Annotated in this window: 14 protein-coding genes; 5 read left to right on the top strand and 9 right to left on the bottom strand. The window is 58.5% G+C overall.

The features are described 5' to 3' along the window. Positions 1-3 precede the first annotated feature (3 nt). From pyrH to KW403_RS17005, 4 genes are all read right to left on the bottom strand, one after another. Positions 4-750 (bottom strand): UMP kinase, encoded by a 747-nt coding sequence (pyrH, locus tag KW403_RS17020; RefSeq protein ID WP_223020599.1) that lies wholly within the window; start codon positions 748-750, stop codon positions 4-6. Positions 751-841: 91 nt separating this feature from the next. After that, entirely contained in the window at positions 842-1,765 is a 924-nt protein-coding gene (gene tsf / locus KW403_RS17015) for a translation elongation factor Ts (protein ID WP_223020598.1), read from the bottom strand. A gap of 103 nt (positions 1,766-1,868) precedes the next feature. Continuing rightward, positions 1,869-2,663, bottom strand: coding sequence for a 30S ribosomal protein S2 (gene rpsB / locus KW403_RS17010; RefSeq protein WP_223020597.1), 795 nt, complete (start codon positions 2,661-2,663; stop codon positions 1,869-1,871). Positions 2,664-2,825: 162 nt separating this feature from the next. Beyond that, complete coding sequence (locus KW403_RS17005; protein WP_223020596.1) at positions 2,826-3,659, bottom strand: cell envelope integrity EipB family protein; 834 nt, start codon at positions 3,657-3,659, stop codon at positions 2,826-2,828. A gap of 226 nt (positions 3,660-3,885) precedes the next feature. Between KW403_RS17005 and KW403_RS17000 the strand changes: the two genes are divergently transcribed. The 3 genes from KW403_RS17000 (at position 3,886) to KW403_RS16990 (ending at position 6,318) form a co-directional block, all read left to right on the top strand. Beyond that, entirely contained in the window at positions 3,886-4,353 is a 468-nt protein-coding gene (locus KW403_RS17000) for a RidA family protein (RefSeq protein WP_223020595.1), read from the top strand. Then, entirely contained in the window at positions 4,353-5,063 is a 711-nt protein-coding gene (locus tag KW403_RS16995) for a glycerophosphodiester phosphodiesterase (protein WP_223020594.1), read from the top strand. The genes KW403_RS17000 and KW403_RS16995 overlap by 1 nt, the downstream gene beginning before the upstream one ends. A gap of 79 nt (positions 5,064-5,142) precedes the next feature. Next, positions 5,143-6,318 (top strand): GNAT family N-acetyltransferase, encoded by a 1,176-nt coding sequence (locus tag KW403_RS16990; RefSeq protein WP_223022626.1) that lies wholly within the window; start codon positions 5,143-5,145, stop codon positions 6,316-6,318. Positions 6,319-6,324: 6 nt separating this feature from the next. On the opposite strand, the gene KW403_RS16985 is transcribed toward KW403_RS16990, so the two are convergent. Further along, on the bottom strand, positions 6,325-6,669 hold the full coding sequence (locus KW403_RS16985; RefSeq protein WP_223020593.1) for a DMT family transporter: 345 nt from the start codon (positions 6,667-6,669) through the stop codon (positions 6,325-6,327). A 94-nt stretch (positions 6,670-6,763) separates the two neighbouring features. Between KW403_RS16985 and KW403_RS16980 the strand changes: the two genes are divergently transcribed. Beyond that, complete coding sequence (locus KW403_RS16980) at positions 6,764-7,210, top strand: HIT family protein (protein ID WP_223020592.1); 447 nt, start codon at positions 6,764-6,766, stop codon at positions 7,208-7,210. On the opposite strand, the gene KW403_RS16975 is transcribed toward KW403_RS16980, so the two are convergent. From KW403_RS16975 to clpS, 4 genes are all read right to left on the bottom strand, one after another. Then, entirely contained in the window at positions 7,207-7,557 is a 351-nt protein-coding gene (locus KW403_RS16975) for an AzlD domain-containing protein (RefSeq protein WP_223020591.1), read from the bottom strand. The genes KW403_RS16980 and KW403_RS16975 overlap by 4 nt on opposite strands. Continuing rightward, positions 7,554-8,303: an AzlC family ABC transporter permease gene (locus KW403_RS16970; RefSeq protein WP_223020590.1), complete on the bottom strand. Its 750-nt coding sequence runs from the start codon at positions 8,301-8,303 to the stop codon at positions 7,554-7,556. The genes KW403_RS16975 and KW403_RS16970 overlap by 4 nt, the downstream gene beginning before the upstream one ends. Positions 8,304-8,427: 124 nt before the next feature. Beyond that, positions 8,428-10,893, bottom strand: coding sequence for an ATP-dependent Clp protease ATP-binding subunit ClpA (gene clpA / locus KW403_RS16965; protein WP_223020589.1), 2,466 nt, complete (start codon positions 10,891-10,893; stop codon positions 8,428-8,430). An 8-nt stretch (positions 10,894-10,901) separates the two neighbouring features. Continuing rightward, on the bottom strand, positions 10,902-11,231 hold the full coding sequence (gene clpS / locus KW403_RS16960; protein ID WP_223022625.1) for an ATP-dependent Clp protease adapter ClpS: 330 nt from the start codon (positions 11,229-11,231) through the stop codon (positions 10,902-10,904). 352 nt (positions 11,232-11,583) lie between these two features. Between clpS and KW403_RS16955 the strand changes: the two genes are divergently transcribed. Continuing rightward, positions 11,584-12,945 (top strand): D-alanyl-D-alanine carboxypeptidase family protein, encoded by a 1,362-nt coding sequence (locus KW403_RS16955; protein ID WP_246637826.1) that lies wholly within the window; start codon positions 11,584-11,586, stop codon positions 12,943-12,945. The last annotated feature ends 46 nt before the right edge of the window (positions 12,946-12,991 follow it).

Below are 12,991 nucleotides of genomic sequence, written 5' to 3'. Positions count from 1 at the left end.
TCCTTACGCACCGGCACGCTGTTCAGCTTCGGCGTCATCGGACACGATGGTGCAATGTCCGCCGCCTTTCAAGATGGCGTTGAATCCGCCCTCTTCATGAATCGAGAAAACGATTATCGGAATGTGGTTCTCGCGCGCAAGAGCAATCGCGGCAGTATCCATGATGGCCAAACCGTCTCTGATCACCTGCGCGTGACTAAGACGCTCATAGCGCGTCGCATCGGGATCCATGCGCGGATCAGCGGAATAGACGCCGTCGACCTGCGTACCCTTGAAGAGCGCATCCGCGCCGATCTCTGCCGCCCTAAGCGCTGCGGCCGAATCTGTAGTGAAGAATGGGTTGCCGGTACCGCCGGCAAATATCACCACCTTGCCCGCGTTCATGTAGCTGGTGGCCTGGCGCTGTGAGAAGCTTTCGCAAAGCTCAGGCATGGCGATGGCCGACATGACCACGGCATCGACACCCATCTTCACCAGGGAGGTGCGCAACGCCAGCGAATTGATGACTGTGGCGAGCATGCCCATGTGATCGCCGGTGACCCGGTCACCGCCCTTGGAGGCCACAGCCACGCCGCGGAAGATGTTGCCGCCCCCGATAACGACCCCGACCTCGACGCCCAACCTGCGCGCTTCCAGAATGTCGCGGGCGATGCGGTCCACCACCGAAACATCGATGCCGAACCCCTGCTCGCCCATCAGGGCCTCCCCGGATGCTTTCAGGACAACGCGCCGATAGCGTTTCTCGGTCATCTTCAAAGTCTCCAAATTTGACCCTGCGTTACACGAAGGGCGCCGCGTTGTCACGCGGCGCCCTTCGTCTTCAAACAGCTATTCGCCGGTCTTAGGACTTTGCGGCAGCAGCCACTTCAGCGGCAAAGTCGGTCTCTTCCCGCTCGATGCCTTCACCAAGCGCGAAACGGACGAAGCTTACGATCTTTGCCGGCGCACCGATTTCCTTTTCAGCCTCGGCAAGAGCCTTTTCGACTGTCAGGTCAGGGTTCATCACGAAAGCCTGCTTCAGGAGCACGACCTCCTCGAAGAACTTGCGCAGACGGCCTTCGACCATCTTTTCAATAATGTTCTCCGGCTTGCCGGACTGGCGCGCCTGGTCGGAGAAGATGTCCTTCTCGCGGGCAACGGCTGCCGGATCCACATCGGCCTCGTTCAGAGCCAGCGGATTGGTCGCGGCCACATGCATGGCGACCTGGCGGCCAAAAGCGCGAGCGGCGTCGGCATCGCCCGTGGTCTCGATCGCTACCAAAACGCCGAGCTTGCCAAGACCATCGGTGACGGCATTGTGGACATAGCTTGCAACTGCACCGTTTTCGACAGACAGCTTTGCCGAACGGCGCAGCGCCATGTTCTCGCCGATCGTGCCAATCGCATCCTTCACGGTGTCGGCAACGGACTTACCCGTTGCAGGATAAGTTGCGGAGGAGACCGCGTCGATCGATCCATCGGTGCCAAGAGCGACGGTTGCGATATTGCTCACCAGCGCCTGGAAGGCCTCATTGCGGGCAACGAAGTCAGTCTCGGAATTGACCTCTACAACAACAGCGCTGTTTGCGTCGGATGCAACGCCGATCAGGCCTTCGGCCGCCGTACGGCCAGCCTTCTTGTCAGCCTTGGCAATGCCCTTCTTGCGCAGCCAGTCCATGGCTGCTTCCATGTCACCATTGTTCTCGGTCAGGGCCGTCTTGCAGTCCATCATCCCTGCGCCGCTCTTCTCGCGCAGTTCCTTGACCATTGCTGCTGTAATGCTCATCGTCGCCTCTTCATCAATCTTCTAACAAAAACGGCCGCGTAGCTTCTTGTCTGCCGCGCGGCCGCCGCGAGGCCTCAGCCCCGCATTTTCGGAACGGCGCTGGTTAGGCGTCCTTGTTTTCCTCTGCTGCCGGCGTAGCGGCTTCATCGTCGAGAGCCGGTTCTGCCGGAGCCTCGACTGCCTCGCCGATATCGAGGCCGAGGGCGCCCTGCTGGCGCTCGATACCGTCGATGGCCGCCTTGGCTACGAGGTCACAATAAAGAGCGAGCGCACGTGCAGCGTCGTCGTTGCCCGGAATCGGGTAATCGACAACATCCGGGTCGCAGTTCGAATCGACAATCGCAACCACCGGAATTCCGAGACGCTTGGCCTCCTGAACGGCAATTGCCTCCTTGTTGGTGTCGATCACGAACATAAGGTCCGGCGTGGAGCCCATGTCGCGGATACCGCCGAGAGCGCGGTCGAGCTTTTCGCGCTCACGCTCCAGGTTCAGACGCTCCTTCTTGGTGAAGCCCTGAGCGTCGGAAGCCAGCAGCTCATCGAGCTTGCGCAGACGCTGGATCGAGTGGGAGATCGTCTTCCAGTTGGTCAGCATGCCGCCGAGCCAGCGAGCGTTCACATAATACTGTGCCGAACGCTTGGCCGAATCGGCAACGATCTCGGACGCCTGACGCTTGGTGCCAACGAAAAGGATGCGGCCGCCTTTGGCGACAGTGTCGGAGACGACCTTCAGCGCCTGGTGCATCAGCGGCACCGTCTGGCTCAGGTCGATGATGTGAACATTGTTGCGGGCGCCAAAGATGTAGTTGGACATCTTCGGGTTCCAGCGGTGGGTCTGGTGACCAAAGTGAACACCAGCTTCCAGAAGCTGGCGCATGCTGATATCGGGCAGTGCCATTTGTTATCCTTTCCGGTTGAACCTCCACGGACCGTCAGGCGGAAACCGCCACCGGAGGCGCAGGCCGGATGTCTCCCGACCGGAACCAAGATCCGTGTGTGGAATGCGCGCGCATATAGAAGCTTATGGCGCAGAATGCAAGCATTTGACCGGCGAATGGGCTTATTTAGCGCAGTTCGCCGCTTCTTTGTTCTCATCGAACATCGTCAGATCGACAAGTTGGCCACGAATCGAAAACTCGTCATAGTTCATCTCCAGGCTTCGCGTCACGCCACTCTCATTCAGGAGAAAGCTGATTTCGTAATCCGGCAGCGCCTCACCGCGCTCCTCATTCGGATCGAAATAAGCGATGCTTACGGGCCAATAGGACTGGTTCTCAAGCGGGGTGGCGGCAGACCATTCCGCCTCGCTCTCTTCGATCAGCTTCGCTTTGCCGATCGTCACCGAGGTCATCATCACACGATCGGCATCTTCAGAGCTGTCAAAAAGCGTGGTCTGATAGAATCCGCCGCCGGATTCGGCCTTTGCCAACACTTCCTTCATGTGCCGAACCGGAAATTGCGTCAGTTGGAGCTTCTCGCTGCGGCGTTCGGGTTTGGAAAGCTCAACCAGCGTCGCGCCATCTTTCAGACGGGCCACCCCTTTCACCTCCCGGTCGAGCATGTTGTCGAGATACATCTTGTTGACGAACTGAAAAACCTCCCCGGCACCATCCTCGTAAGTGGTGGTCTGTTGGTCCGAAAGCCGCGACGCGTCATCCGTCTCCAGCCGCATGACGAAACGGAAGGTGGTCGTATAACCCTCACAGTCAGAGCCTGCGAATTCGTAGACCATGCGGCCACTAATACCGTTTATGCCGGAGCGATCGCTCGCTTGTTCCAGAGAAAGGTCGTAAACGGCCCGATGTGGCAGCAACTTCGGGGCTGCCTGGGCAAGGCCTGTCCCGGCAACCGGAAAAGAGAGAAGGGCCAAAGCAACTAGGCGCAATGAGCGCATGAACGACCTCCGATATTCGGTATTTTACGGTCGGAGCGTATCGTGACCGTTTGGATGGTTCCGTTTGACCGAGAGTCGTGGCGGAAGCGAGGCAAATATGCAACCTCTTCGCCTGCGGCATCGTGGATTGACTACGGATTCGATTGCGAAACTGCCGCAAGTGACGTTTAGTTTGCCTGCTCGGCGGTCATTGCCGGAGCAGAGTTTGAATTCCCGGGAGATGATTATGGCGCGTGACATCGAGAAACGACTGTTGGAACTGGGCGTGGAACTGCCGGAAGCCGCTGCACCCGTGGCCAATTATGTGCCTTATGTTCAGACAGGCTCGCTGTTGATGACATCGGGCCAGCTGCCGATGAAGGACGGCAAGCTGATGGCCATGGGGCTACTCGGCCGGGAACTGGGGATTGAGGCCGGCAAGCTCGCTGCCAAATGGTGCACCGTCAATGTGTTGGCTCAGACCCGCGCGGCGCTCGGCGATCTTGAAAGAATCAAGCGCGTGGTCCGGATCTCCGTTTTTGTTGCCTCCACACCCGATTTCACTGACCAACACCTGGTCGCAAATGGCGCTTCAGATTTTCTCGTGGCCGCCCTGGGAGACCGCGGGCGCCACGCGCGCGCCGCTGTCGGCATGGCCTCCCTCCCCATGAACGCGCCCGTCGAGATCGATGCCGTAATCGAAGTTGCCGATTGATGTCCAACGTAGAATGGCTCACAGCACGGCCCATTGCCCATCGCGGACTTCACGATTTGAACCGCACACGATGGGAGAACACGCTTTCGGCGTTTCAGGCAGCCGTGGACGCCGGTCATTCGATCGAGTGCGACGTGCATCTGTCGTCCGACGGCGTCCCTATGGTCTTTCACGATCATGCGCTGCGCCGTCTCACGGGACAGGACGGCACCATCGCCGCAAAGACGGCTGCAGAACTTGGGGCACTCAAAGTCGGCGAAACCGATGATCATGTGCCCACACTGCAGGAGATGCTCCGACTGGTCGGCGGACGCGCCGCACTGGTGATCGAGCTCAAGGCATCCGAGGGGCATGATGCTGCGCTCGTGGAGCGGGTTGCGGAAGCCTTGAAATCCTATTCCGGTCGGGTGGCGCTCATGTCCTTTGAGCATCGCCTTGTGCGGCAGCTGGCAGAACTTGCGCCTGACCTGCCCCGCGGGCTCACAGCCGAAGGGCGGTCGGCCGCATCGATGGAGGCGCATTTCTCCATGCTGGCGCATGAGATATCATTCGTCTCCTATGCGGTGAGCGACCTGCCCAACCCGTTTGTGAGCTTTGTGCGCGAGCGCCTCTCCATGCCGGTCATCACATGGACCGTGCGGGACCGGGAGGCGGTTACGCGGACATTCGCCTATGCCGATCAGATGACATATGAGGGCTTCAGCCCCTAGCCGGCGTGGTGGCCTCTTGAAGAGGAGCCACATGCGCGCTTAGTTAAAGCCCATGTCGAACACCCGAAATGATGCCGAAATGGCGGGCGAGGCCACTCTGACGGTTGCTCCGTCATTCTCCGACATTTCGCCCGCCCAGTGGGCGACACTTGCGGGCGCGGGCCGGCAGTCTACGGCACAATCCCCCTACAATCCTTTCGTCTCCCATGCCTTTCTGTCCAGTCTGGAAGACAGTGCTTGTGCCGTGCGTGAGACCGGGTGGCTTGGCCAGCATCTTTCTCTGCGAGCGCCAGACGGCTCGCTTCTGGGTGCGGTTCCCTGCTATCTCAAGTCGCACAGCCAGGGCGAATATGTGTTCGACCATGGTTGGGCCGATGCTTTCGAGCGGGCCGGCGGGCGATATTATCCGAAACTTCAGGTGTCGATACCTTTCACCCCCGCCAGCGGGCCCCGTCTCCTTGTTCGCGATGACTTGGAACCGCAAGCCGTGCGTCATGCACTTGCAGAAGGGCTTAAAACCCTGACGGAGAGGCTCGGCGTCTCTTCCGTTCACGTCACTTTCGCCCTACAGGAAGACATCGCAGCGCTCGATCAATCGTCCTTCCTACTGCGCACCGACCAGCAGTTTCATTTCTTCAATCGCGGCTATGGCTCCTATGAGGAGTTTTTGAGCACCCTGGCCTCGCGCAAGCGCAAGGCGTTGAAAAAAGAGCGCCGTAGCGCGCTGGAAAGCGGTGTTCAAATCGAATGGCTGACCGGTTCGGACCTGACGGAAACCGTTTGGGACGAGTTCTTCCGCTTCTACATGGATACCGGGAGCCGCAAATGGGGCCGCCCCTATCTCAACCGGCGTTTCTTCTCCCTGATCGGAGAGCGCATGGCGGACGACATTCTTCTCATCATGGCCCGCAGGAATGGTCGTTATATCGCCGGTGCCATCAATTTCATCGGCTCGGACACTCTGTTCGGTCGCAATTGGGGATGCGTGGAACAGCATCCGTTTCTGCATTTCGAGGTTTGCTACCATCAGGCCATCGAGTTTGCCGTTGCGCATGGCCTGGCGCGTGTGGAGGCCGGAGCGCAAGGTGAACACAAACTGGCGCGCGGCTATGAGCCGGTCACCACCCGCTCTGCCCATCACATCCCCCACCCCGGTCTGAGACGGGCCGTGGCGCAGTATCTTGACATGGAACGGCGCGACGTAGCCGAAATCAACCGTGTGCTCGAAGAACACACACCGTTCAAGAAGGGCTGACGCGGTTCAGTGCATCACCGATTTCGAAAAGAGATTGATGACCAGCACGCCCGCAATGATCAGCCCCACTCCCAGCAGAGCAGGAGCATCCAGCGCCTCTTGAAACCAGAGCCAGCCAATAGCGGTGATGAAGACGATTCCAGCACCTGACCAAAGGGCATAGACGATGCCCACAGACATGGTACGCAGCGTCAGCGAGAGGAAAAAGAAGGCGACTGCATAGCCGATGAGCGTGATCAGCGAAGGTGCGAGACGTGTGAATCCCGCTGTCTGTTTGAGTGCGGTTGTCGCCACCACCTCGAAAAGAATGGCGACGATAAGATAGAGATAAGTCAATGTCTGCGCCTTCATGGAAAACCTGTCGAATCACCCGTCTACGGGTGTTGACGGTCCGGACATTAGCGCAGAAAACTGCGGCGGCAATTGCTCCATCCAAGAGGTTCAAATGACCAGCGCCGCCTATGACAACGACAACATATTCGCGAAGATCCTGCGCGGCGAACTGCCGGCCCACAAACTCTATGAAGATGAGGACACGTTCGCCTTTATGGACATCATGCCGCGCGGCGACGGCCATTGTCTGGTGATCCCGAAGAAACCTTCACGCAATATCCTAGACGTGGAGCCGGAAAGTCTTGCAGCGGTCATGCGCACAGTCCAGAAGCTGGTACGGGCAGCGAAAGCCGCATTCGATGCCGACGGCGTGACCATTCAGCAATTCAACGAGGCCGCTGGCGGACAGGTCGTTTTCCATCTGCATGTTCACATCATTCCCCGTTTCGAGAGTGTCGCGCTTCGACCGCATACCGGGGAGATGGCGGAACAGGCGCTGCTTGCCGAACAAGCCGAAAAGATCCGCCAAAAACTCCAGCAGAACTCGGGCGCTCTCTAGCCCAAGAGATATAAACCGCTCAACAGCACCAATTCGGCAGCGACGATTCCAATGAGGATCTGCTTGCGGCAGAAAAGATAGGCGGCAAAGCCGGCAATGGCGGCCGCCACCCGCAATTCGAGCGGGGAATCGGCCAGCGCCCCACTGGGAAACACGATAAGATTGGCGATCACCGCGGCGACGAGTGCCGTTGCAATACAGCGCACGAAGACAAGAATGTCCGACTCTTCGGACATTTTCCCTCCCAGATAGACGCCGATATACCGCCATATATCTGTTGCCAGCCAGCCGGCCAGGAGGATGAACAGATAGGGCCACCACCAGCTCTCGAACGCATCAAAGCTCATCCGGCCTCCTCATTTTTGGCTTTCATGCGGTGCCACGCATAGGAAACCACACCGGCAACGACACCGGCGGCCAGGAGATCGAAACCGGGCATGAGAATGTGGAAGACGGGTCCGCAGATCAGGCCTAGGATCATCGCGACATGTCCCGCCCGTTCCCGGGCAGATCCCCAAAGCGACGTGAGAAAATAGATGGGCGTGAGAAAAAGCAGCCCCGCATTCACTGTCGCAGGCAAGGTTTCCGCCACAAGGAACACGGTTGCCACCACACCCATATTCACCAGCACAAGTGTTGATCCGATGCCGGTGTAATAGGCCGTGCGCAACGGTCGCGGAACGGTTTTGAAGCTCCCCATCGCCAACACCCATGAGGTGATGGCGACAAAATGCGACAAGGCGTAGAGGACCCATCCTCGCGTTTTGGGGGTTTGCATTTCCGGTGTGATCGCCACCACCATGGGTGCCAGGCGCACGGAGGAGAGAGCGACCGCGAATGCCGCAGCAAACAGGCTGTTTCCAGCCAGTATCGCACCGATCAGCACCACCTGTCCGGGCAAGGCCCAGACCACACCCGTCATGAAGACGGTTTGTGCAAGCGTGAGGCCCGCCTCGCGTGCAAGACCGGAGAAGCCGATAAACGCGCTCACCAGAACAAGGCCCGGTATCGAGAAGCAGCGCCGCACACCTCGCAGATACCAAGCGAATGCGCGTGATTCTTCGTCTGGTTGGGCTATCGGGGACTCACTCATTGCCCGAACGAACTACCACAGGAAGAGGTTGGGTGCGATACAATGAAGGCGTGAGTGCTTGGGGCACTCACGCCTTCGAAATTGGGCCACTTGATGCTCGCCCCTACACTTCAGTCCATGCGCATCAATCCTTCCGCGGCAATTGCGGAACGAGGCTTCGCTTCGGCGGCTCCTTGGGCTTCTGCGCCTTAGGTTTCGGCTTCGCAGCCGCCTTGGGCTTGCGAGGTTTTTTCGCGGCGGGCCTGGCCTTCTTCTTGGTCGGAACCTCATCGCGCGGCTTAATCGGCGCATCATCGGGCAAGGCGTCGAGTTTAAGTAGGCTCTCGCCACTCTCACCTTTATCCACCGTGACTCTCACCGTTCCGCCCTTCTTCAGTTTTCCGAACAAGACCTCATCGGCAAGTGGCTTCTTAATATGCTCCTGAATGACACGCCCCAGAGGACGGGCACCCATCCGTTCGTCATATCCCTTGTCTGCCAGCCAGGCGACCGCATCTTCCGACAGATCGAACGTGACTCGGCGCTCGGCGAGCTGTGCCTCAAGCTGCATGACAAACTTCTGTACGACCTGATGAATGACTGGCGCAGGCAGGGCACCAAACGGTATCACGGCATCCAGACGGTTGCGGAACTCCGGCGTGAACAGCCGGTTGATCGCTTCCATGTCATCGCCTTCCCGCTTGGAGGAACCGAAGCCGATCGCCGGTTTGGCCATGTCCGCGGCACCCGCATTGGTCGTCATGATCAGAATGACATTGCGGAAGTCGATGCTTTTGCCATTGTGATCGGTCAGCTTGCCATGATCCATCACCTGCAAAAGGATATTGAAGAGATCCGGATGCGCCTTCTCGATTTCGTCGAGCAGAAGCACACAATGAGGATGCTGATCCACCCCGTCGGTCAGCAAACCGCCCTGATCGAAGCCCACATAGCCGGGCGGCGCGCCGATCAGGCGCGAGACCGTGTGGCGCTCCATGTATTCCGACATGTCGAAACGCAACAGTTCAACACCGAGCGAGGCAGCTAGCTGCTTGGCGACCTCGGTCTTGCCGACGCCCGTGGGACCGGAGAACAGGTACGAACCGATCGGTTTCTCGGGTTCGCGCAGCCCTGCACGTGCCAGCTTGATCGCCGACGACAGTGCGGTGATCGCCGCTTCCTGTCCGTAAACAACCCTTTTCAACTCGTCTTCGAGCGTGGCAAGGATCTTCTCGTCATCGGCAGATACCGTTTTGGGCGGTATGCGGGCCATGGTGGCGATGGTGGCCTCGATTTCCTTGACGTTGATCGTCTTGCGCCGCTTGGCTTCCGGCAACAGCTTCTGCGAGGCGCCAGTTTCGTCCAGCACGTCGATCGCCTTGTCCGGCAGCTTTCGGTCACTGATATAGCGGGCCGAAAGCTCGACCGCCGCCTTCACAGCCTCGTTGGTGTAGCGAACCTTGTGAAAGTCCTCGAAATAGGGCTTGAGCCCCTTCATGATTTCGATGGCATCTTCCACCGTCGGCTCGCTCACGTCGATCTTCTGGAAGCGACGCACCAGCGCGCGATCCTTCTCAAAGAACTGCCGGAATTCCTTGTAGGTGGTCGAGCCGATGCAACGGATGGAGCCAGACGATAAGGCAGGCTTCAAGAGATTGGAGGCGTCCATTGCCCCGCCAGAGGTCGCTCCGGCGCCGATCACCGTGTGAATCTCATCAATGAAGAGAACCGCACCGGGGAAGTCTTCCAGCTCCTTCACGACCTGTTTGAGACGTTCCTCGAAATCACCGCGATACCGCGTGCCAGCCAAAAGCGATCCCATGTCGAGCGCAAAGATCGTGGCATCGGCCAGCACATCAGGCACGTCGCCTTCCACGATTCGCTTGGCCAACCCTTCTGCGATCGCCGTCTTGCCGACGCCAGGATCCCCCACATACAGCGGATTGTTCTTGGAACGGCGGCAGAGAACCTGAATGGTACGGTTGATTTCGGGCGCGCGCCCGATCAGCGGATCGATGCGCCCGGCCCGCGCCTTCTCGTTGAGATTGACGCAATAGGCTGTAAGCGCGTCTTGCGCCTGTTTCTTCTTGTTGCCGTCCTCGGCCTCTGCCCCAGGTGCGCCGGAGTCCTCGTCCTCCGCACCACGTGGCGTTCGTGCCTCTGATCCGCCGGGCCGTTTGGCGATGCCGTGACTGATGTAGTTGACCGCGTCGTAGCGCGTCATCTGCTGTTCCTGCAGAAAATAGGCCGCATGGCTCTCGCGCTCGGCGAAAATTGCTACGAGCACATTGGCTCCCGACACCTCTTCGCGTCCAGACGATTGCACATGGATGACAGCGCGCTGGATAACGCGCTGGAACCCCGCGGTCGGCTTGGAATCCTCGTCATAGCCCGTGACGAGATTGTCGAGTTCGCCGTCTATGTATTTGATCACTGTCTCTTTGAGCGCATCCAGATCGACATTGCAGGCACGCATAACGGCCGCAGCGTCCGAATCGTCGATCAGCGCAAGAAGCAAATGCTCGAGCGTTGCATATTCATGGTGGCGCTCATTGGCCAAAGTGAGCGCCTGATGCAGTGCCCGCTCCAAGCCTTGGGAAAAAGCCGGCATTCAGTACCTCATTTCTTTTCCATCACGCATTGAAGTGGATGCTGGTGTTGGCGGGAGAAATCCATCACCTGCGTTACTTTCGTTTCCGCCACTTCGAACGTGAACACGCCACATTCACCGACACCGTGATTGTGTACGTGCAGCATAATTCTGGTCGCGGCTTCGCGATCCTTCTTGAAGAAGCGCTCAAGCACATGAATGACGAACTCCATTGGTGTGTAATCGTCATTCAGCAACAATACACGATAGAGGCTCGGTTTCTTCGTCTTGGTTTTCGTACGCGTAATGACCGCAGTTCCACGGTCGGAACTGTCATCATCTTTTTCGCCATCCTGCATTCGCCAGACGCCGTGCTGCATGGCTTCACCGATATTCAAAAATTCCATTCCCTATGCCGAGCCCTTACGTGGGACATGTAGGTACCGTTCTGACAATTTTAAGCCCTTATCCGTTCCTGACAATATGGGGGGCGGGGTTTTGCGTTCAAAACTACGCCATCATCACCATGGTTGCTCCAGACATTCACTCCAGCCGCCTTTTCGGCCGGACGATCATTCGATTTCGAGTCAATATTAAGAAATTCCGTCAACGAATAGCTCACCATAAACGGATTGGTAACGCCGCCGCCGATAGGGTGATGAGAAATGGGCCTGCGAGTGGGGATGCCTCGCGGCCTGAAACCAGATGCAAATGGGTGTAATCGTGCGTCAGGCGTTGTTGGGTAGAGCGAATCTTGTGCGGCTATCAAGCAGGATTCTCACTGCACTTTTCATTTCCGGTATCGTTATGTTGGGCGCGGCAGAAGAGGCTTCTGCAAACGCCAAATATGCAGGCATCGTCATGGATGCGAAGACCGGCAAGGTTCTCTATGAATCAAGCGCAGATGCTCCGCGCTATCCCGCGTCGCTGACCAAGATGATGACTGCTTACATGATCTTCGAGGCCCTTTCGACGGGTCGCATCAGCAAGGAGACACGCATTCCCGTGTCGCGGAACGCGGCTGCAGAGCCCCCGACCAACATTGCCTTGCGCCCTGGTGACAGCCTGACGGTAGACCAGGCCATTCGAGCGCTGGTTACCCGCTCGGCGAACGATGCCGCCACCGCAGTGGCTGAGTTTCTCGGCGGTTCGGAATCCAAGTTCGCTTCCATGATGACCGCGAAGGCACGCCAACTCGGCATGTCGCGAACCACCTTCAAGAATGCGCATGGTCTGCCCAACAGCGAGCAGAAGACAACCGCGCGGGACATGGCCAAGCTCAGCATCGCCCTGCGCGAGCACTACCCGCAATATTACAGCTATTTCCAGACCACGTCCTTCACCTACAAAAAGCGTCGCTACGGCAATCACAATCGCCTGCTTGGTCGGGTCAAGGGTGTCGATGGTATCAAGACCGGCTATACGCGCGCATCCGGCTTCAACCTTGCCAGTTCGGTGCAGGCCAATGGCCGCAGCATCGTCGCCGTGGTCATGGGGGGGCGTACGTCACGCAGCCGCGATGCACACATGGCAGATCTGATCTCTCGCTATCTGAATAAGGGGTCGACCGGACGGGATCGCATGTTGATCGCCAAGGCTCCCGGTGGCGCGCGCACCGCGCTTGCTGCAATGATCCCGGGCAAACAGGTTCCCTTGCCCACCGAACGCCCCGAAGTGGATACGCTCACCGCTTATGCACCGGAGCAACCAGTCAAGGCAGCTGCTATCGTCACGGCATCCGTACCACGTCCAACCGCCCCGGTCGCTGCCGTCGATCCCATGCCCACGGCTTCCACGGAGCCAGAAGCACAGGGCGCCAGTTCCATCGGTGGCTGGGTCATTCAGGTAGCCTCCATGCCCAGCGAAGACGAAGCGCTGATGTTCCTCGCCGAAACTGAGAAAAAGGCAGGCACCGTTCTGGCAAGCGCCGTACCGATTACCGAGACCTTCGAGAAAGGTGGCGTTACCTACCACCGTGCCCGTTTCGTCGGGTTCGCGAGCAAATCCGATGCTTGGGGCGCCTGTGCGTCCCTCAAGAAGAAGAGCATCTCCTGCTACGCCGTACAGCAGTAAGACCGGAGTTTATGATGAGTCAGGATAGTGTAGCGCGTGCCGGGAA

It is taken from the genome of Nitratireductor kimnyeongensis (assembly GCF_019891395.1).
GTDB lineage: Bacteria > Pseudomonadota > Alphaproteobacteria > Rhizobiales > Rhizobiaceae > Nitratireductor > Nitratireductor kimnyeongensis.
The sequence above is the reverse complement of the archived record's forward strand: the minus strand, read 5'-3'. Positions and strand labels throughout refer to the sequence as shown.